The organism is Actinokineospora sp. NPDC051303, from assembly GCF_055586285.1.
Genome location: NZ_JBVJIN010000044.1, coordinates 14928 through 34893, shown reverse-complemented (window position 1 = coordinate 34893; position 19966 = coordinate 14928). Strand labels below are relative to the sequence as shown.

Sequence of the window (19966 nt, the reverse complement as noted above, 5' to 3'; positions counted from 1 at the left end):
GCTCATGTCAGTTCTCCAACGGAAGCAGGGTCGCCAGCGGGGCGGGCTGGTCCGACTCGCCGAGCCGGGCCGGGGTCAGCGGGAGCCGGTGGGCCGCCGCGGCGCCGCACAGCACGACGACGGCGCGGCCCGCCTCGGCCTGGGCGAGCGCGGTCGGCCACCAGTCCCCGGGATCGCCGCTGTGCCGGTCGGGGGTGTCGAGCACCAGCAGCGCCACGCCGGGCCGCGCGGCGGCGAGCCCGGTCAGCAGGGCGACCCGGGCGGCGGCGGGCACCGTCTCGAACCGGACGTCCGGGCTCAGCCCGTGCGTCTCCAGCACCCGGTCGACGGCGGCGCGCCGGGGCCGCGCGCCCGCCAGCGCCAGTTCCTCGGCCACCACGTCGGCGGTCCGCAGGTTCGGCTCGGGCGCGGTCACCGCGGGGGAGTCGACCAGGACCGCGTGCGCGCGCAGCGTCGCCGCGTCCGGGCTGACCGACCCGGACGACGGCGAGATCCGGCCGGTCAGCGCCAGTCCGAAGGCAGTGTGCCCGTCGTTCGGCTCACCCGCGACGACCGCCAGCTCACCCGAGCCCACCCGCAGCGACGTCGCGGCCAAGAGGGGACCGTGCGCGCCCATGACCGCCACCCGGTCCGCGTGAACCTCCATGCGCCACCTCCTTTGTACTGACCGGTCAGTACAAAGGCTGCGCCTGATGAGCGCCGCACGCAACCGGTCACGGAGTGATCTCCGTGACCCGATGGAGGGAACTGCCCGGCGGTCACCGCCATCAGAGGCCCGTGAACAGACAGGTGAAACTGTTGGCCGCCGGACTCGTGTGCGCGTTGCTTCCCTACGTCTTCTTCCTCGGCATCTCCCAGACCGTGGTCGTCAACGGCCAGGTCACCGTGGACAACCGCCTCAACATCGGCGGCGTCATCGCGGGCGTGGCGGCGATCTCGATCGGGTGGGCCATGGCCATGAAATGGGAGACCGAGGCCGACCGGGCGACACACTGGCGGATCGCCGCCGCCGTCGTCGCCGCGCTGGGCGCGCTACAGGCGCTGATCAGCGCGGACCTGCTCTAGGCCCTGGCTCGACAGGATCTAAACGGCGGCTCAGCGCAGGGCGCCCGCCGGGCGGATCTCCCAGACCGTCCACAGCGGCCGGTAACCCTGCCGCGCCCAGAACACCGGCGACAGCGGGTTCGGCGGGTTGTAGTAGAGAAACGAGCCCGCCGGGCCCGCCAGCTCGGCGTGCACGACGTCCATCAGCGCCCGCCCGACGCCGGTGCCGCGCGCCGACGGCGCCACCGACAGGCAGTTCACATATCCCCAGCGGCCGTGCCGCACCCGGGTCTCGGCCCACGACCCGGGCGTCGAGTCGGTGTGCCAGCCCTCCGCGTGGCCGACGACCTCGCCGTCCCGCTCGGCCAGCCACACCGGGTCGCCCTGCTCCAGGTGCCGCAGCAGCGCGTCGCGCTTGATGTCCGCTGCCCCGGCCCGCAGGATCGCGCCGCCGACTTGGGAGGAGTACTCGACCTCGGCCATCGCCGAGGCCACCAGCTCGTCCAGGTCCGCCAGGCCCGCCGCCCGCACCCGGACGCCCGCGGCCGGGCGGTCCGGCCGATCAGCGGGCAGCGGTGGCCGCACGGCCAGCACCGACAGCGGCACCATGCCGTGCGCCAGCAGCGCCGCGGTGGCCTCGGTGTCGCGGCTGGGCCAGTTGACCACGCAGGCGGAGTCCCGCGCGGGGAAGACCCGGGCCAGCACCGTGGGCCAGCGCCGCAGCAGCGCGTCCATGCCCGCGCCGCCCGCCGCGCCGAGCAGCGGGTGCAGCTCCCACACCTCCGTCGCCGACCACAGCGTCTGCGGGGTCCCCGGAGCCAGCGCCGTGCGGGTGAGCACGCCCGCGACCCGGTCGCCGCCGGGCAGGTCGGCGGTCAGCAGGTCGCCGGGCGGCGGCTCCACCGCGGCGGGCAGCAGCGGGTCGAGCCCGGCGAACCGGGCCGTCTGCGCCCGCAGCAGCCCGGCGGTCACCGGCGGCAGCGGAAGATCGCGGTCCCGGGGAACAGCGCGCCGCGCAGCGGGCTCCACTGGCCCCACTCCTGGGTGTGCCCCTCCGGCCACTCCGGCTCGACCAGGTCGAACAGCTCGAAGCCAGCCGCGCTCAGCGCCCGCACGTAGTCGCCCAGCGTGCGGTGGTGCTCGACGTAGGTCGGCGTGCCCGCCGCGTCCACCTCGACGTACGGGGTCCGGTCGAAATAGGACGAGGTCACCCGCAGCCCGTCCGGGCCCGGGTCGTCCGGGAAGATCCACCGCATCGGGTGGGTGACGGCGAACGTCCACGTCCCGCCCGGCCGCAGCACCCGCGCCACCTCCCGGAACACCGCGCCGACGTCGGCGACGAAGGGCACCGCGCCGAACGCCGAGCAGGCCAGGTCGAACGACCCGGCCGCGAACGGCAGCCGCTCGGCGTTGGCCCGCACCAGCGGCACCGCCACCCCGGTCGCCAGGTTGGCCGCGGCCGCGTAGCGCAGCATGCCGGTCGACAGGTCGAGCCCGACCACCCGCGCGCCGCGCTCGGCCAGCCACCGCGCGCACGGCGCCGACCCGCAGCCGACCTCCAGGACCTCCCGGCCCGCGACGTCGCCGAGCAGGCGGGCGTCCTCCTCGCGCAGCCGCTCCGGGCACCACACGAAGTCGCTCACGCCGAGGAAGTCGCCGTGCTCGGCGTGGTAGTCGTCCGCGTCGGCGTCCCACCAGGCGATGTTCGCCGCGACGGACTCCCTCGACCCCACCTCGACCCGCGCCACCGCCGTGGTTCCGAGAGTCTTCTCCGCACTGGTGCTGCTCGACACGCCGCCATCCTGTCAGCCGGGCCGGTGCGGCGGCAGCACGAGGTACCCCCGGGTTTGCCCGGCTCTCGCGGGGCCGCGTAGGATACATCCGCGCAGTGGTATCGCGCCGACCTGGGTTTCTGACCGCTGGGAATCGCCACAGGTCGCGCGGCGTTGGCGGTGTCTGGGTTTCCTGTTCTTCTGGGTGTCCGTCGGCGAGAAGATCCTGCCGCGCCCAGAACTGGATAAGCCCAACGACCCCAATCCGTACCGGAGCCACCTACCTAATGTCCACCGACACCACCATTGTCCCGGCTGCGTCCGCGCCGAAGCAGCAGGTCGCCATCAACGACATCGGGACGGAGGAGGAGTTCTTCGCCGCGATCGACGCGACGATCAAGTACTTCAACGACGGCGACATCGTTGAGGGCACGATCGTCAAGGTCGACCGGGACGAGGTCCTGCTCGACATCGGCTACAAGACCGAGGGCGTCATCCCCTCGCGCGAGTTGTCGATCAAGCATGATGTCGACCCCGCCGATGTCGTCAAGGTCGGCGACGAGGTCGAGGCCCTCGTTCTCCAGAAGGAGGACAAGGAGGGCCGCCTGATCCTGTCCAAGAAGCGCGCTCAGTACGAGCGGGCCTGGGGCACGATCGAGGCGCTCAAGGAGTCGGACGAGCCGGTCAAGGGCACGGTCATCGAGGTCGTCAAGGGCGGTCTCATCCTCGACATCGGTCTGCGCGGCTTCCTCCCCGCGTCCCTCGTGGAGATGCGCCGCGTGCGCGACCTGCAGCCGTACGTGGGCCGCGAGCTTGAGGCGAAGATCATCGAGCTGGACAAGAACCGCAACAACGTGGTGCTTTCCCGGCGCGCGTGGCTGGAGCAGACCCAGTCCGAGGTCCGCAGCGAGTTCCTCAACCAGCTCCAGAAGGGGCAGGTCCGCAAGGGCGTCGTCTCCTCGATCGTCAACTTCGGCGCCTTCGTCGACCTGGGCGGCGTGGACGGCCTCGTGCACGTCTCCGAGCTGTCCTGGAAGCACATCGACCACCCGTCCGAGGTTGTCGAGGTCGGCCAAGAGGTCACCGTCGAGGTCCTCGACGTCGACATGGAGCGCGAGCGCGTGTCGCTCTCGCTCAAGGCGACGCAGGAAGACCCGTGGCGCCAGTTCGCCCGCACCCACGCGATCGGCCAGATCGTGCCGGGCAAGGTCACCAAGCTGGTTCCGTTCGGCGCGTTCGTCCGGGTGGACGAGGGCATCGAGGGCCTGGTCCACATCTCCGAGCTGGCCGAGCGCCACGTGGAGATCCCGGAGCAGGTCGTGCAGGTCGGCAACGACGTCATGGTCAAGGTCATCGACATCGACCTGGAGCGTCGCCGGATCTCGCTGTCGCTGAAGCAGGCCAACGAGGGCTTCACCCCCGACACCGAGTTCGACCCGACCCAGTACGGCATGGCCGCCGAGTACGACGCCGAGGGGAACTACATCTACCCCGAGGGCTTCGACCCGGACACCCAGGAGTGGCAGGACGGCTTCGAGAAGCAGCGCGAGGAGTGGGAGCGCCAGTACGCCGAGGCGCACACCCGCTACGAGCAGCACATGAAGCAGATCGTCAAGGCCGCGGAGGCGGACGCCGCCGCCGAGGCCGAGGGCGCTGTCCCGGGTGCGACCACCGGCGCCGGTGGCGAGCAGAGCTACTCCTCCGCCGGAGCCGAGAAGCCCGCCCAGAGCGGCGGCACCCTCGCCAGCGACGAGCAGCTCGCCGCGCTCCGCGAGAAGCTGTCGGGCGGCGTGTGATTTAGCCCCAGCGAGAACATCCGAAGGCCCCGCACTCCGGTGCGGGGCCTTCGGCCTGTCCAGGGCTCGGCTTCGCGAATGTCTTGGGGCACTTCCTGGGTGGTGCCCCCAATCGTCCAGTCGGACGCCGGTCGCGCGGTTGCGGCCGGGCCTAGGGGGATGCGACAGCGCCGAGTTCGGTGATTCGTCGCGCTTCTGCCCTGACTTGGGCGTCGACTTCCTCTCGGGTCATGTCCGTGTACTTCAGCATGTCGTAGACATCGTCCAGTTGAGCGAGATGTTCAGCGAGCTCAAGCCCGGTGTGACCGAAGGTGTTGTGCGTCCATGCCGCCAAATACCTGGGCGTGATCGAGTCGCGCAGAACTTGCGAGGCCATGGCTATCAGCCCGGCTGTGCCCGCGGCGGCGGTGCTCCTCGCGTGGTAGGGAAGCCCAACCTCGTGCAAGGCTGGTTCCAGCAGGTCGGGGACCTCGTCCTCAGCATGCCGAATCGAGGCGGCAGCCAGCATCCGCAGCGCTGAGCCATCGAATCCGGCCACCAGCAGATCGCACGCCGCGTAGACGATGTCAGCCGCGCCGCGCTGATCGACGTACCACAGAGCGACAACCTCGCGCGCGTTCGACAGCGCGGTTTGCGTGTTCACGGCCCCATGTTGCATCGCGTGCGAGGGCATGTCAGCCCGTTTACGTCGGGCGTTCTGGTCCCGCCGACGCCTTCGGGCGACAGCACGGGAACGAGTCAGGGGCGCGCAAGGACACACTGATGCTGGGCGCGTCCCGTGGACACGGCCCAGTAAGAAACGCTCGGTGACAGCCGTAAAGCGCTGTGGTCAGCTCGCGGTGGCGACGCGGCGGACCGTCGGGGCCCACGCGCGTTCGGCCGCGGCGGCGGCGGCGCGCCTGCGCAGCCCCGCGAGGCTGTGCCGGGCGGGCACCAGGATGGCGGACCACCAGGTTCGGCGGTACTCGGCGAGCGCGTCGGCCACCGGCCGATGCTCGATGCAGTGCACCAGGCCCGGCGAACCGAGCCGGTGCCTTCCCTGGTGCCGAATGTCGTGCATCGATTCCTCCGCTTGGGTGGTTGGCTGGCGACACCGTAGCCACTAAAGGCGAGAAACCCGGGGAACGTCGCGGCGTGTCATCACCCACAAGAGGTAACTGTTCGGTCGCGATCGGACGATGGCTGGAAGAATGCCGATCATGTTGCGCATCGGCCTCACGGGCGGGATCGGGTCGGGAAAGTCCACAGTGGCCACACGGCTGGCCGAGCACGGCGCGCTGGTCATCGACGCCGACGTGATCGCCCGGCAGGTCGTGGAGCCCGGCACCGAGGGACTGGCCGAGCTGGTCGAGGCGTTCGGCGTGGGCATTCTCGCCGACCGGGCGCTGGACCGGGCCAAGCTCGCCGCGATCGCCTTCTCCGACGAGGCTTCCCGGCTGCGGCTCAACTCGATCGTGCACCCCCGGGTCGCCGCCCGGACCGCGGAACTGCTGGCCGAGGCGCCCGAGGACGCGGTGGTGGTGCACGACGTGCCGCTGCTGGTGGAGAACAGGATGGCCGCGCTCTACCACCTGGTGATCGTGGTCGACGCGCCCGTGGAGACCCGGGTCCACCGGCTGGTGCACTCCCGCGGTCTGGCTGAGGACGATGCCCGCGCCCGGATCGCCGCGCAGGCCACCGACGAGCAGCGCCGCGCCGTGGCCGATGTCTGGCTGGACAACAGCGGCCCGCGCGACCAGGTGCAGGCCGCGGTCGACACGCTCTGGGCCGATCGACTCGTCCGGTTCGAGTCCAACGTCCGCCTGCACCGGCACGTCGACCGCGGCGCGCCCCGCATCGTCGCGCCCGACCCGACCTGGCCCGCGCAGGCCGAGCGGATTCTCGCCCGGCTGCGGCTGGTCACCGGCGACAAGGTGCTGCGCATCGACCACGTCGGCTCGACGGCGGTCCCGTGGCTGGCCGCCAAGGACGTCCTCGACTTCCAGATCGTGGTCCCGGCCCTGGACTTCTCCCTCGACGGACCGCTCGCCGCGGCGGGTTTCCCCCGCCTGCCCGGTTTCGACGAGGACACCCCGCACCCGCCGGACATCAAGCCGCACCCCAAGCGCACCCACGTCAGCGCCGACCCGGGGCGGTGGGCCAACGTCCACATCCGTCAGCAGGACTCGCCGTTCGCCCGGCTCACCCTGCTGTTCCGGGACTGGCTGCGCGGCGATTCGGTCGCCCGGCAGGAGTACGAGCGGGTCAAGCGCGGGCTCGCGGGGGACTTCGCGAACATCCCCGAGTACGGCACGGCCAAGGAGCCGTGGTTCGCGGGCGCCGTCCCGCGCGCCGAGCAGTGGGCGGCGGGAACCGGCTGGCGGCTCTAGTAGGGCGGCCAGACCTCGAAGATGTGCTTGAAGGCCAGCCACGACGACAGGTCGTGCCGGAACCGGCTGAGTTCTTCGAGGGTCTTGTGCACCGTGGACAGCGCGAGGTCGGCGTCGCCGACGCGCAGCACCTGGCCCGCGACGGCGGCGGCGAACTCCTCGGACCGCACGATCCGCGCGGCGGCCCCGCCCGGCGCGGCCAGCCCGAGCAGCAGGTCGGTCGTGCGCCAGTAGCGGCCGTCCCGCATCACCCGGGCGGCGCTGAGCACGCTCGGGCCGCCCCGGGCGTGCCGAGAGCGCGGCTTCTGCTGGGTGAGCCGCAGGTTGAGGTGCGGCAACAGCCAGGTGACCTCGGAGTCGTAGAACGGGTCCTCCGGCGTGGGGCACTCCATGCGGAGACCCCAGCGTTCCACCTGGCAAACGCGGAGCGTCCGGGTCATCCCGGAGGAGAAGCTGCGTACCGCGGCGACCGTGTCGACAATGTCGACCAGCTGCGGCGTTATGACCGTGCCCACGGGGCTGAGGGTAGTCGCGGACGTGCTCTCAGTGATCACCAGAGCTGATTCGTTATGTCACGAGTCGTCACCGCGAAGGTATCTTTCAGGTGAATATAGTCACCTTCGCGAGTCCTCGGGTTGAGTTGATCCCGCACATTCCGCTAACGAATCAGCCACGGAGCCGGGATTCCGAGACCCGCCAGCCACTGGTCGACGTCGTAGCCCGCGCGCGCGATCCCGTCTACCGCGCGGTGCGCGCGCTCCATCGCCCGCAGCGTCGCGCCGAAGTCGATCAGCCCGGCCCGGAACGCGGCCAGCAACTCGTCGGAGTCCTCGACCCGCAGGTCGCGGCCGGTGCGCACGAGCACGTCGAGGTAGAGGTCGACGGTGCGCCACACCGGGCCGTCGGTCACGTCCACGACGTCGACATAGAAATCGTGGCCGAGGTCGACGCCCGGCCGCCCACGCCACTTGGACACCCGCAGCCCCTGCTCGGGCAGCAGCAGCGACTCGAAGTAGGCGATCCGCTGGTGGCCCTTGACCGGCCGGGCCATGTAGAGCCCGTGCTCGGTCTCCCGGTACCGGTCGACCTTGCGCACGTACCCCTTCGGGTCCGTGTTGGTCATCGCGGCGACGTCGAACACCTCCACCTTGGGCGAGTGCACCTCGTGGTGGGTGTCGTCGCGGCGGGCGGTCGGGACGGGTACCGGGAAGTTCGCGGCCATGCCGACATCGTGCCCACTCACCCCGACCTGAGCCCAGCCTTTGTGGCGTGTTTTCGTCAACTGAACGGGTGAATCCCGCTAGGCTCCGGCGCCGACCCGGCGCGTCTGCCGTGGCCGGTTGTCCGGACCTTCTGGACAGTCGCGGTCGGACACCCCGGCCTGGACCGGCAGGCGCGTTGTCCCCACGGCCGCGGATGTGTGACTGCTGAGATGTTCGGAATACTGCGCCCCTGCCGCCACCGCCTGCGCGCCGACCTGGCGACGACGTGGTTGGCGCACCTGTGTGGGCTGTGCCTCGCGCTGCGCGACGACCACGGCCAGTTCGCCAGGACGGTGACCAACTACGACGGCCTGGCGATCTCGGCGCTGGTCGAGGCCCAGACCCCGGTCGCGGACCGGCGGACGGCTGGCCCGTGCGCGCTGCGCGGGCTGCGGTCCGCCTCGGTCGCCGACGGCGCGGGCGCGCGCCTGGCCGCGGCGGTCTCGCTGGTGCTGGCCTCAGCCAAGGTGGGCGACCACGTCGAGGACGGCGACGGCGTCTTCGGCAGGCGCCCGGTCGCGGGCGCGGCCCGGCGGGTCGCCACCCGGTGGGCCCGCCAGGGCGCGGCCTCCGGCGACCGGGTCGGCTTCGCCACCGCGGTCCTGCTCGACGCGGTCGGCAGGCAGGGCGAGGTGGAGGCCGCGGTCCGGACCGGGATGTCGGTGCTCACCGCGACCGAGCCGACCGAGACGGCGACCGCGGCGGCGTTCGCCCACACGGCCACGCTCGCGGGCCTGCCCGGCAACGAGGCCCCGCTGCGCGAGGCGGGACGGCTGTTCGGGCGGGTCGCGCACCTGCTGGACGCGGTCGAGGACCTCGCCGAGGACGCCGCGACCGGCGCGTGGAACCCGCTCGCGGCCACCGGGACGTCGCTGGCCGAGGCCCGGCGGCTCTGCGACGACGCGGTCATGGGCGTCCGCTTGGCGCTGACCGAGGCGAGGTTCCACGACGGCGCGCTGGTCCACGCGCTCCTGGTCCACGAGCTTGGGGCGGCCGTGCACCGCACTTTCCGGGCGCACGGTCAGCAGCCCCCGCCGCCCGGCTGGCAGCGCCCCGCGCCGCCGCACCCGCCGGGAAGCCAGCCGCCGCAGCCTCATCCGCACGGCCACCCGCAGGGCTATCCGCAGCAGGGGTACCCGCCGCACCAGGGACCGGGTTACCCGCCGCCCGGTTATCCGCCCGGCAACCCGCCGCCGGGTTACCAGCCACCCGGTAATCAGCCCCCCGGTCCGCCTCCGCCGCACGACCACGGCGGACGCGGCGGCGATGGGCCGCACAAGCCATCGGGCTGTCTGTGCTACCGCTGGCCCAAGCTCACCACGCCGCCCACGAAGCGCAACATCATCCTCGGCTGCTTCGCGTGCCTCTACGAGTGCGGCACCTGCCAGGTGTGCTGCCGCGATCCGTATCCGGGCGCGTGGAGCGGGAAACCGCGCAGCTCCTGGGACTGCGACTGCGGTGACTGCGGGTGTTGCGACTGCGGCTGCTGACCGCGCCCACCAGCCCGATCGGAATTGTCGGTGGGCGGGCGTAGCCTCGTTGTCGTGGCCTTCCCGACCGAGCACCCAGTACTGGCGCACTCCGAGCACCGACCCGTCAGCGACATCCCGCGCGCCGACGTGAAGTTCCGCATGGTCGCGGACTACCAGCCCGCGGGCGACCAGCCCGCGGCGATCGATGAGCTGGAGAAGCGCATTCGCGCTGGCGAGCAGGACGTCGTGCTGCTCGGCGCCACCGGCACGGGCAAGTCGGCGACCACGGCCTGGCTGATCGAGCGCGTGCAGCGCCCGACACTGGTGATGGCGCCGAACAAGACGCTGGCCGCGCAGCTGGCCAACGAGCTGCGGGACTTCTTCCCGGACAACGCGGTCGAGTACTTTGTCAGCTACTACGACTACTACCAGCCCGAGGCGTACATCCCGCAGACGGACACCTACATCGAGAAGGATTCCTCGATCAACGACGACGTCGAGCGGCTGCGGCACTCGGCGACGATGAGCCTGCTGTCGCGGCGGGACGTGATCGTGGTGGCCTCGGTGTCGTGCATCTACGGCCTGGGCACGCCGCAGTCCTATCTCGACCGGTCGGTGGGGCTCAAGGTCGGCGCCGAGGTCGACCGCGACCTGTTCCTGCGCGCGCTGGTCGACGTGCAGTACACCCGCAACGACATCGCGTTCGCCCGCGGCACTTTCCGGGTGCGCGGCGACACGGTGGAGATCATCCCGGCGTACGAGGAGCTGGCCATCCGGGTCGAGTTCTTCGGCGACGAGATCGACAAGCTGTACTACCTGCACCCGCTCACCGGCGAGATCGTCCGCGAGTGCGACGAGCTGCGCATCTTCCCGGCCACCCACTACGTCGCGGGCCCCGAGCGGATGGAGCGCGCGATCGCGGCCATCGAGGCGGAGCTGGAGGAGCGGCTGGCCACCCTGGAGCGGCAGGGCAAGCTGCTGGAGGCGCAGCGGCTGCGCATGCGCACCAGCTACGACATCGAGATGATGCGCCAGGTCGGGTTCTGCTCGGGCATCGAGAACTACTCCCGGCACATCGACGGCCGCGGCGCGGGCACCGCGCCCGCCACCCTGATCGACTACTTCCCCGACGACTTCCTGCTGGTCATCGATGAGTCGCACGTGACGGTGCCGCAGATCGGCGGCATGTACGAGGGCGACATGTCCCGCAAGCGCAACCTGGTCGAGCACGGGTTCCGGCTGCCCAGCGCGGTCGACAACCGGCCGCTGACCTGGGAGGAGTTCACTCAGCGCATCGGGCAGACGGTGTACCTGTCGGCGACGCCGGGCCCGTACGAGATGGGTCAGGCGGGCGGCGAGTTCGTGGAGCAGGTCATCCGCCCGACCGGCCTGATCGACCCGGAGGTCGTCATCAAGCCGACCGAGGGCCAGATCGATGACCTGGTCCACGAGATCCGGGTGCGCGCGGAGAAGGACGAGCGGGTCCTGGTGACCACGCTGACCAAGAAGATGGCCGAGGACCTGACGGACTACCTGCTGGAGCTGGGCATCCGGGTCCGCTACCTGCACTCCGAGGTCGACACCCTGCGCCGCGTCGAGCTGCTGCGCCAGCTCCGGCTCGGCGAGTTCGACGTGCTGATCGGCATCAACCTGCTGCGCGAGGGCCTCGACCTGCCCGAGGTGTCCCTGGTGGCGATCCTCGACGCGGACAAGGAAGGCTTCCTGCGCAGCGGCACCTCGCTGATCCAGACCATCGGCCGCGCCGCCCGCAACGTCTCCGGCCAGGTCCACATGTACGCCGACAAGATCACCGACTCGATGCGGCACGCCATCGATGAGACCAACCGCAGGCGCGCGAAGCAGATCGCCTACAACACCGAGCGCGGCCTGGACCCCCAGCCGCTGCGCAAGAAGATCGCCGACATCCTCGACCGCGTCTTCACCGAGGCCGAGGACGACAACGCCTCCGTCCCGGTCGGCGGCTCCGGCCGCAACACCTCCCGAGGCAAACGCGCGGCGGGGGAGCCGGGCAACGCCCGCAGCGCGGGCATCGTCGGCGACAAGGACGTCAAGTCCATGCCCCGCGCCGAACTGGCCGACCTGGTCCAGCAGCTGACCGACCAGATGATGAACGCCGCCCGCGACCTCCAGTTCGAGCTCGCCGCCCGCCTCCGCGACGAGATCCACGACCTCAAGCGCGAACTCCGCGGCATGGACGCGGCGGGCATCCGCTGACCACCGAGCCTGCGGTGTGAAGCAGGCGGACGGTGTTCTTATGTGGTCGTCAAGCCGCGGCCGGGGCGGGAGTGGCTTCGGGGTGTCGGTGGTTGGTCTTGGTCATCGCCGACGCCACCCGATCATTGCCGCACACACCGCAGCCAGTCGACGTCGGTGGAGCGGGAGGCGTTGCTGGCGGGCAGCCACGACGACCTGATCGAGCCTGCGAACCGGGCCCTCGACGCATGCGAGTACCTCAAGTACGCGATCTTCAGCCGATCTGCTGGGAGTCGGGTGTTCTCTTGGGGCTGCGACCAGCGTCGCGCCTTGATCGGCGTTGCCTCAGGCTCGGCGGCCCGTGCCCGCCCAGCGCACCTTGGCGCGACCGCAATTCCGCGTGTGTGGAATTATTCCGCCAAACACCGGCGAACAGCGGCATGATCATGCCAATCTGGACCAGTCGACGCCCGCGGGCGGGCGTCAAGTGCGAAGTCGAGATGACTGGACGAGGGGTGGGAATGCCTGGGTTCGAGGTTCACCTGGAGCAGCTGCGGCGGGCCAGTGGGCACATCGCGGTCGCGGCGGAGAAGGCGGACACCGCGATGGTCGGGACGGGTGAGGCGGAAGTGCCCGCCGGGGAGCCGCGGTTGTTCGACGTGGGGGACTGGATCACCGGCGGTGGTTCGGCGCACGCGTTCGGGGACAACCTGGGGTTCGACGGCATCGCGTGGGCCTACCAGCAGCACGTCGGCGCCGTGCGTGACCAGCTGAGGCGGCTGAACGAGAGCGCGTCCGCGACGAGTGGCGCGCTCGCCGCCGTGGTCAAGACCTATGAGAGCGCCGACCTCCGAGACGACTGACGGGCGGGGACACAGTGGGAATTTTGGACGACTTGCTGGCGGATCAGGAGCGGGAGGCGTTGCTGGAGGGCATCCACGACGACCTGATCGAGCCTGCGAACCGGGCCCTCGACGCGTGTGAGTACCTCAAGTACGCGCACATCACCGGCCCGGGGACATACGGGGAACTGATCGATGAGCGCAAGCCCCAGGTAGCCGCGGTGTTCCGGCTTTTCTCGGAAACCGACATCGCCGGGCTGCAAGACCTCATCGACCAACTGGACCGGACCTGGCGGGAACTCGACCAGGGCGCCCGGGTCGAGTTGGACGAGGCGCGGCGGCTGCTCACCGACTGGAACGGGGCCGCGGCCGACGAGACCAAGTACTACCTCTCGCGGTTGATCGAGGCGTTCGACCTCAGCGTGACCAACATCAGCGAGGTGGAGGGCGGTGTCGTCGCGGCACGGGAACTGATCGCGACCGCCCGCAACGACCTGACCGCCCTGGCCGAGTCCTTTCACGATGCGGCCAAGCAATACCACGAGAGCCAGAACCCAGCGGACGACAACCTCTTGGGCCGGGTGCTGGTCACCGCGTTCGCCGGAGCCATCACTGGGTTGCTCACCGCCGGGGTCGGGGCTGGGGCTGGGGTCGCCGGAGCCGCCACGATCTCCCACGGCGCCGCGGCGGCGGGCTCGGCGGCGGGGGCGGCGATCGCCACGGGCCTGGAAGCGTCGGTGACCGGCTCGGTCTCGGGCGGGGACCCGCTGGAGATCCTGGAGTCGTTTTTCACCGAGGCGGACAAGCTCAAGACCGGCGCCCGCGACGCCGCCGACGAGCTGACCCGGGAGATCGAGCGCTACAGCGGCTCCTTGCCGGTGATCCCCGCGCCGCCGGACGTCAGCCCGGGGCCCGCGTTCGACCCCGACCTGTTCCGCACCGACAGCCTCACCGCGGGTCTGGAGGAATCGGTGCGTCGCGCCCAAGTGGACATTCCGCGGCGGGAAGTCGTTGGCACGCAAGACAGCCAAGCCCAGCGTGGTTCGGGGACGGTCGCCGACCGCCTCGACCCCGCCGAACCGGCCGACGATCCCGAGGACACCGCCGAGATCGACGGCCCGGATAACGACAGCGCGGTGGCCGACAAGGCTGAGCGGTCGGAGGTGGTCGGTTGACCCACGGCGGCCGGGGTTGCCTCAGGCCGAGCGCCAGGCGGCGAGGTGGGCGTGCGTCTCACGCAAGGCTTCGTGTGAAGACCGATAAGCGGCGTACAGGGTTTCCAGACGGTCGGCGTCGGGGGAGGGGCGGAAGACGCGCTCGGCGGTGACCGTCGCCGCTGCCGCTGTCTCCACATCCGAATAGATCCCGGCGGCAACCGCGCCCACCAGGGCCGCGCCCAGAGCGGCGCTGTCACGCACGCGCAGTCGCTCGACCGGACGGCGCAGGATGTCCGCGTGGATCTGGGTCCACAGGTCGCTTCTGGCGCCGCCGCCGGAGAAGGCGACCAATGGCAGCGGCACCCCGCACGCCCGCTCGACGCCCTCCAACACGTGCCGGGCGGACATGGCCACGCCCGTCAGGACCGCGCGGGACAGGTCCGCCCGCGTGGTCGCCGTGTCGAGGCCGAAGAAGCTTCCGCGCACATCGGGGTCCCACAGCGGCGCCCGCTCACCCTGAAGGTGTGGGGTGAACACGACTCCCGGCGCGCCCTCGGCCGCCGAGGCGAACACGTCGGCGACGCTCAGCCCGGTCACGCGGCTCCACCAGCGCACCGCGTCGCCCGCGGCCTGGGTCGGTCCCGCGTGGACGGTGAGCCCGTGGCGGGGCGGGAAGCTGACGATTCCGGGCTCCCCAACCGATTCCCGCGACGCGCCCGCCACGACGAGCGAGGTCCCGCAGGACACCATGGCGCGGCCCGGCTCGGTGGTGCGGGTGCCGAAGACGGCACCGAAGGCGTCCATCGTGCCCACGACCACGCTCGCCGGGGCGAGTCCGAGTCCGCGGCCGCCCCGAGCGGCGCCTCCGGCTCCATGATCTCCGGCAGCCGCTCCGCCAGCCCGTCCACGAGCCCGACGGCTTCCGGGAGATAGCCCGACGCCCCGGCCACCCGCACCCCGGACAGCCGGTCCGTCGCGATCCGCCCGGTCAGCTTCGCGGCGACGAAGTCCTTCGGGCTCAGCACCCACCGGGCACGGGCCCACAGATCCGGCTCGGCGTGGGCGAACCAGGCCGCCCGCGCCCCGACGAACGAGGCGTCGAGGACGATCGGGCCGCCCCAGACGCGGGTCTTGTCCTCGGCGGTGAACCGGGCGTCGAGGTCGCGGGCGAGGTCGGCGCAGCGCTGGTCCTGCCAGATGATCGCGGGCGCCAGCGGGCGCAGCCGGTCGTCCACGAAGACGTGGGTGTTCACCTGGCTCACGATCCCGACCGACCGCACCGCCCCCGGCGCCAGCCCGGCGAGGACCGCGCGGACGCCCTCGGCGCAGCCGTGCCACCAGTCCATCGGGTCCTGTTCGGCCCAGCCCGGCCGAGGGCGGCTGATCGGGTAGCCGGTCGAATGGGCGGCGACCAGGCAACCGTCCACAGTGAACACCGCGACCTTGACCGCGGTCGTCCCGACATCGATGCCCAGCAGCAGGGTGGGAGCCGTCACGGATAACACCTATCAGTTGTGCGCGTGTGGCGTGACCGGTTTCTGCCCCGGGGCGACTACGACGAACTGGCCCATCATCCCGCTGTCCTCGTGGCGCAGCAGGTGGCAGTGGTACATGTACGGCGTCGCGGGGTTGGCGTCCGTGCCGAAGGACACCGCGAGGCGGACTCGTTTGCCGGGCGGCAGGTACACGGTGTCCTTGCGGCCCGCCAGCCACGCCGGGGGCGGCGAGCCGTCGATGTCGATGATCCGGAAGGTGACATCGTGGATGTGGAAGCTGTGCGGGTTTCCGCCGCCCCGCACTTCCCAGACCTCCACCGCGCCCGCGGGGATCACCGCGTCGATCCGGGTCATGCTCATTTCCTCGCCGTTGATCGTGGACTGCCCGCTGAGGGTGAATTGCCGGGTCGTGGCGTCCGCGGGGGCGGTGATGTCCGCCTCGGCGGACAGGGTGGCGGGCAGCGGCGCGGCCTCGGTCAGCGACGCCTTGGCGCGCAAGCGGATCAGGTCGAACGTGTCGTCCGCGCCGGAGAACCGGCCGTCGGGGAAGCCGGTGCCGATGCCACCGGGGAAGCCGCGCAGGATCGGCGCGTCGCCGGGCGCCATCCGCACCACGATCTCCACCCGCTCGCCGGGGGAGAGCACCACCCGGTCCTGGCGCACGGGGGAGCGCAGCAGGCCGGTGTCGGTTCCTACCACGTCGAACGCGCGGCCGTCGTCGAAGCCCAGGTTGTAGATCCGCGCCGTGGACCCGTTGAGCACCCTGAACCGGGTCAGGGTCGCGGAGACCTCGAAGTGCGGGTCCCGGGTCCCGTTGACCAGGATCGTGTCGCCGAGGATGCCGGTGGCGCCGCCCACCGACTGGCTCTCGTCCAGCGAGCCGTCGTCGGCGAAGCGCTTGTCCTGGATGATCAACGGCACGTCGTCCACGCCGTAGTCGTCGGGCAGCCCGCTGATCCCGTCGACCTCATCGATGAGAAACATGCCCGCCACCCCTCGGTACACGTGCGCGGCGGTCCGGCCGTGCGGATGCGGGTGGTACCAGAGGGTGGCGGCGGGCTGCTTGATGGTCCACTGTGGACTCCACGTCGCGCCCGGCGCGATCTCCTGGTGCGGCCCGCCGTCCATGGCCGCGGGCAGCCGCATTCCGTGCCAGTGCAGCGAAGACGCCTCTGGCAGGCCGTTGCCCACGTGCATGACGACCTGGTCGCCCCGGCGGGCGCGCAGCGTCGGCCCCAGGTGCGCGCCGTTGACGCCCCAGGTGTCGGTGCCCACCCCCGGCGTGAACTCCGTGCGCCCGGTCCGCAGGCGCAGGTCGAAATGCTTGCGGCCCTCGGCGTCCACGGTCGGTTCGAGCAGCGGCGGGATCGCCAGCGGGGTGGCGAACGCCAGCGTGCCGACGTTGGTCTGCCGCGCGTTCTGGTACGCGACGGTGAAAGCGACCGCGAACAGGCCCGTCGTCGCCACCGCGACGGAGAGCAGGACGACCATGAGCTTGCCGAAGCGGCCGCGGGAGCGCCATAAGGCGGAAGGGATTCGCACCCCACGACTTCACCAGCGCCGCCGGTGCCGCCGCGTCCGGCGAATCCCCGAGCACGACCCTGGAACCGACCCGGAGGTCAGGTGACCGCCGGGGCCAGTCCGCCGGTGGTCGCGTCGCCGCGCGCGAGGGCGCGGATGCTCGGGGTGACCGCGACGCCGACGATCGCGGCGACCACGAGCGCGGCCAGCCCGGTCAGGGTCGCCGCAGCGCCGAAGTGGGCGGCGAGCGGGCCGACCGCGATCTCGCCGAGCGGGATCGCGACGAACGAGCCCACCGCGTCGTAGGAGTACACCCGGGCCAGCCGGTCCTGCGGCACGTTCTCCTGGAGCGACACGTCCCAGGCGATGCTGAACTGCTCCACGGCCATCCCGCCGACGAACATGGCCGCCAGCAGCGGGATGACCATCGGGGCGTGCGCGAGCACGAGCAGCGGCGCCGCCTCGACCGCGATCAGCGCCGTGCCGAACAGCAGCGCGCGCCGGGGCTGCCACCGGCTCGCCACCATCCCGCCCACCAGGGCGCCGACGGTCTGCGCGCCGAGCACGAATCCCCAGGCGAGCCGCCCGATCGTGGCGTCGGCGATGGCCGGGCCGAGCACCTGCACCGCGCCGATCACCGCGGCGTTGACCACCATGAGCGCCACCACGACCGACCAGACCCAGGCGCGCGCGGTGAACTCGGCCCAGCCCACCCGCAGGTCGTGCCAGGGCCGCGTCGGCTCGCTCTCGGCGATCTCCGGCGCCCGCACCCGCGCGTAGAAGAACGACGCGGCGAGGAACACCGCCGCCGTGCCCAGGATCGCCCAGCCCGGCCCGGCCAGCGCGGCCACCATGCCGCCGACCGACGCGCCCGCGATCATGGCGGTGTTGACGCCCATCCGCACGACCGCGTTGGCCTGCCGGATCATCCCCTCGGGCACGGTCTGCGGCGTCAGCGCCGACGCCGCGGGCAACGACGCCGCGGACACGGCGCCGTTGACCACGCTCAGCACCACCAGCAGCCACACCGAGGCGAAGCCCAGCAGAACCGCGAGCCCGGTGACCGCCTGCGACACCGCGGCCGCCAGGCTCGCGCCCTGCAGGATCACCCCGCGCGGCAGCCGGTCGGCCAGCACGCCGCCCATGAGCAGCAGCACCACGTTCGCGATCGACCGCGCGCCGACCACCAAGCCCAGCGCCACGACCGACCCAGTCAGGTCGAGCACCGCGAACGCCAGCGCCACCGGGGCCACCGCGTTGCCGATGTAGGTGGTCGTCCGGCCGATGGCCAGTCGCCGGAACATCGGTTCGCGCAGCGGCGCGAACATCCCCACCGTCGTCATCGGCGCTCGGTTCTCCTCACTCCCGGGGGTGCGGGTCTCCCGCGGCCCGGGTCGGGATGTCCATCTGGATCATCGAGATTGTCGTGCTCACCCGGACGGTCCCGGGCGTGCGCGGCGGCCGGGCCGCGTCCCGCAGCTGGTGGCTCAAGTCGCGGCCGCGGGCCACCAGGTCCTGCCACACCTGCGGGTCGACCCACAGCTCCGCGTCGGTGAGCGCGCCCTCCGCGCTCGCGGCGCGCCTGCCCGCCACCGTGTCGTCCCCGGGGCCGCGCGGCGCGGCGACCGAGGGCGGGTAGTGCCGGTAGCGCTTGGCGAGCCCGCCGCGGATGGGAACCTCCTCGACTATCTCGACCAGGCCCGCGTCGGCGAGCTTGCGCAGGTGGTAGCTGATGTTGGGTTGACTGTCCTTGAGTTCTCTGGCCACTTCGGCCGCGCTCATGGCGCGATCGCTGACCAGGCCCAGAATGCGCATCCGCAGCGGGTGCGCGAGCGCGCGCATCCCGTGCAAAGTATTGCGTGAATCCCCCATGTCCATGATCCGAGTCTCTGAATCGGACCCGACCGTGTCAAATGACTATTGCGCGGTCAGCACGGGTTCGACCGCGTGGCGCGCGTCGAGGAAGCGGGCGATGTGCGCGGTCAGGCGCGCGGGCCGCAGGCGCAGCTCGACCGGGCTCTCCGCCTCCACGAACTCGGCGTCGACCAGTTCGCCCGCGAGCATGTGCGCGTCGCCGAACGGGTGGATGGGGTCGCGGCGGTGGCCGATGACCAGGCCAGGCACCTCGATCGCGGTCCGCAGCGACTTCGGCGGCGCGATCCGGCCGAAGAAGATGCCGTGCACCGCGGCCGCCATCGCCGCTGGCTCCTGGCGCAGGGTGTCGGTGACGACGTCGACCCACTGGTTGCCGCGCGGCACCCGGCCCGCGGCCCAGGCCACAGCGCGCACGGCCGAGGGCAGGAACCGGGCGGTGAACAGCAGCGGGGTGAAGGCGAGCAGCCCGGCCACGATCGCGTTGTCCAGCACCGGCATCTCCACGACCATCCCGCGCAGCCGCTGCGGGGCGGCGACGGCGACCTCCAGGGTGACGTTCGCGCCGAGCGAGGTCCCGCCGACGACCGCGCGCTCCACGTCGAGGTGGTCGAGCAGGGCGACGACCTGCTCCGCCCAGATGCTCATCGAGTACTGCCAGGACTCCGCGGGCCGGTCGGACTCGCCGTGGCCGAGCAGATCGAGGGTGACCACCCGGTATCCGGCCGCGGCCAGCGAGCGGGCCAGCGGGGCGTGCATGCGCCGGGTCATCAGCTGCCCGTGGGTGAGCACGAGCAGGCGGTCGCCGCCGCCGAAGTCGGTGTAGCGCAGCGTGTGGCCCTCGACGGTGAACGAGCCCGCGCGCTCCTGCGTCATGCCCGCGAGATTACCCATGGCCGCGGTCGGGAATCACGACGAACGGTGCCTGCGCCGCCCGCTCGCCTCGGCCTGCTGGCCCGCCGGTTCAGCGGTGTCCTCCGCCGGTTCCTCGGCCGCGGCGCTCGCGCTCATCTCACGCAAGAGCTCGTCGAAGATCGGCGTGGACATCACGCTCTGGCTTGCCATCCGGGGACTCCCATCGCTTCCGGGCTCAACGGTTCGGAACCTACCGCCCGCCACCGTCAAGCCAGCCCAACTTGGGCAGACACG

At 71.6% G+C, this 19966-nt stretch carries 20 protein-coding genes and 1 pseudogene; 7 read left to right on the top strand and 14 right to left on the bottom strand.

The window, feature by feature from the left end; translation table 11 throughout:
* Window positions 1–7: 7 nt before the first annotated feature.
* Complete coding sequence (locus tag ACZ6SD_RS26215) at window positions 8–646, bottom strand: hypothetical protein (RefSeq protein WP_465319647.1); 639 nt, start codon at window positions 644–646, stop codon at window positions 8–10.
* 131 nt (window positions 647–777) lie between these two features.
* On the opposite strand from ACZ6SD_RS26215, the gene ACZ6SD_RS26210 reads away from it, so the two are divergent.
* Window positions 778–1065, top strand: coding sequence for a hypothetical protein (locus ACZ6SD_RS26210; RefSeq protein ID WP_465319646.1), 288 nt, complete (start codon window positions 778–780; stop codon window positions 1063–1065).
* Window positions 1066–1095: 30 nt separating this feature from the next.
* Here the strand turns inward: ACZ6SD_RS26210 and ACZ6SD_RS26205 are convergent, their stop codons facing one another.
* Both ACZ6SD_RS26205 and ACZ6SD_RS26200 read right to left on the bottom strand, forming a co-directional pair.
* On the bottom strand, window positions 1096–2016 hold the full coding sequence (locus tag ACZ6SD_RS26205) for a GNAT family N-acetyltransferase (protein WP_465319645.1): 921 nt from the start codon (window positions 2014–2016) through the stop codon (window positions 1096–1098).
* Window positions 2013–2837 (bottom strand): class I SAM-dependent methyltransferase, encoded by an 825-nt coding sequence (locus tag ACZ6SD_RS26200; protein ID WP_465319644.1) that lies wholly within the window; start codon window positions 2835–2837, stop codon window positions 2013–2015. The genes ACZ6SD_RS26205 and ACZ6SD_RS26200 overlap by 4 nt, the downstream gene beginning before the upstream one ends.
* A gap of 266 nt (window positions 2838–3103) precedes the next feature.
* Here ACZ6SD_RS26200 and rpsA point away from each other — a divergent pair, with 266 nt between their 5' ends.
* A complete protein-coding gene (gene rpsA, locus ACZ6SD_RS26195; protein ID WP_091447636.1) occupies window positions 3104–4612 on the top strand; it encodes a 30S ribosomal protein S1 in 1509 nt (502 codons plus the stop codon).
* Window positions 4613–4763: 151 nt separating this feature from the next.
* On the opposite strand, the gene ACZ6SD_RS26190 is transcribed toward rpsA, so the two are convergent.
* The gene (locus tag ACZ6SD_RS26190) at window positions 4764–5255 is read right to left on the bottom strand and encodes a hypothetical protein (protein WP_465319643.1); all 492 of its coding nucleotides are present in this window, start codon (window positions 5253–5255) and stop codon (window positions 4764–4766) included.
* Between the two features lie 186 nt (window positions 5256–5441).
* Complete coding sequence (locus ACZ6SD_RS26185; RefSeq protein WP_465319642.1) at window positions 5442–5672, bottom strand: hypothetical protein; 231 nt, start codon at window positions 5670–5672, stop codon at window positions 5442–5444.
* Between the two features lie 139 nt (window positions 5673–5811).
* On the opposite strand from ACZ6SD_RS26185, the gene coaE reads away from it, so the two are divergent.
* Entirely contained in the window at window positions 5812–6981 is a 1170-nt protein-coding gene (gene coaE, locus ACZ6SD_RS26180) for a dephospho-CoA kinase (RefSeq protein WP_465319662.1), read from the top strand.
* On the opposite strand, the gene ACZ6SD_RS26175 is transcribed toward coaE, so the two are convergent.
* Both ACZ6SD_RS26175 and ACZ6SD_RS26170 read right to left on the bottom strand, forming a co-directional pair.
* A complete protein-coding gene (locus ACZ6SD_RS26175) occupies window positions 6978–7496 on the bottom strand; it encodes a DUF402 domain-containing protein (RefSeq protein WP_465319641.1) in 519 nt (172 codons plus the stop codon). The genes coaE and ACZ6SD_RS26175 overlap by 4 nt on opposite strands.
* 143 nt (window positions 7497–7639) lie before the next feature.
* Window positions 7640–8203, bottom strand: coding sequence for a ribonuclease FAU-1 family protein (locus ACZ6SD_RS26170; protein WP_465319640.1), 564 nt, complete (start codon window positions 8201–8203; stop codon window positions 7640–7642).
* 210 nt (window positions 8204–8413) lie between these two features.
* Between ACZ6SD_RS26170 and ACZ6SD_RS26165 the strand changes: the two genes are divergently transcribed.
* The 4 genes from ACZ6SD_RS26165 to ACZ6SD_RS26150 all read left to right on the top strand — a co-directional run bounded on the left by ACZ6SD_RS26165 (window position 8414) and on the right by ACZ6SD_RS26150 (window position 13946).
* On the top strand, window positions 8414–9733 hold the full coding sequence (locus ACZ6SD_RS26165) for a DUF5685 family protein (protein WP_465319639.1): 1320 nt from the start codon (window positions 8414–8416) through the stop codon (window positions 9731–9733).
* Between the two features lie 54 nt (window positions 9734–9787).
* Window positions 9788–11950, top strand: coding sequence for an excinuclease ABC subunit UvrB (gene uvrB / locus ACZ6SD_RS26160; RefSeq protein WP_465319638.1), 2163 nt, complete (start codon window positions 9788–9790; stop codon window positions 11948–11950).
* A gap of 500 nt (window positions 11951–12450) precedes the next feature.
* Window positions 12451–12792, top strand: coding sequence for a hypothetical protein (locus ACZ6SD_RS26155; RefSeq protein WP_465319637.1), 342 nt, complete (start codon window positions 12451–12453; stop codon window positions 12790–12792).
* A gap of 23 nt (window positions 12793–12815) precedes the next feature.
* Complete coding sequence (locus tag ACZ6SD_RS26150; RefSeq protein ID WP_465319636.1) at window positions 12816–13946, top strand: hypothetical protein; 1131 nt, start codon at window positions 12816–12818, stop codon at window positions 13944–13946.
* A 21-nt stretch (window positions 13947–13967) separates the two neighbouring features.
* Here ACZ6SD_RS26150 and ACZ6SD_RS26145 read toward each other — a convergent pair whose 3' ends face one another.
* From ACZ6SD_RS26145 to ACZ6SD_RS26115, 7 genes and pseudogenes are all read right to left on the bottom strand, one after another.
* Window positions 13968–14678, bottom strand: a complete 711-nt coding sequence (locus ACZ6SD_RS26145) for an FGGY-family carbohydrate kinase (RefSeq protein WP_465319635.1) — start codon at window positions 14676–14678, stop codon at window positions 13968–13970.
* A gap of 278 nt (window positions 14679–14956) precedes the next feature.
* Window positions 14957–15355, bottom strand: a pseudogene (locus ACZ6SD_RS26140) (FGGY family carbohydrate kinase); the annotation flags it as partial.
* 81 nt (window positions 15356–15436) lie between these two features.
* Window positions 15437–16966, bottom strand: coding sequence for a multicopper oxidase family protein (locus ACZ6SD_RS26135; protein WP_465319634.1), 1530 nt, complete (start codon window positions 16964–16966; stop codon window positions 15437–15439).
* A 77-nt stretch (window positions 16967–17043) separates the two neighbouring features.
* Window positions 17044–18288, bottom strand: coding sequence for an MFS transporter (locus ACZ6SD_RS26130; RefSeq protein ID WP_465319633.1), 1245 nt, complete (start codon window positions 18286–18288; stop codon window positions 17044–17046).
* Between the two features lie 16 nt (window positions 18289–18304).
* On the bottom strand, window positions 18305–18787 hold the full coding sequence (locus tag ACZ6SD_RS26125) for an ArsR/SmtB family transcription factor (RefSeq protein ID WP_465319632.1): 483 nt from the start codon (window positions 18785–18787) through the stop codon (window positions 18305–18307).
* 75 nt (window positions 18788–18862) lie between these two features.
* Complete coding sequence (locus ACZ6SD_RS26120; protein ID WP_465319631.1) at window positions 18863–19693, bottom strand: alpha/beta fold hydrolase; 831 nt, start codon at window positions 19691–19693, stop codon at window positions 18863–18865.
* Window positions 19694–19726: 33 nt separating this feature from the next.
* Window positions 19727–19882, bottom strand: coding sequence for a hypothetical protein (locus ACZ6SD_RS26115; protein ID WP_465319630.1), 156 nt, complete (start codon window positions 19880–19882; stop codon window positions 19727–19729).
* Window positions 19883–19966: the final 84 nt, after the last annotated feature.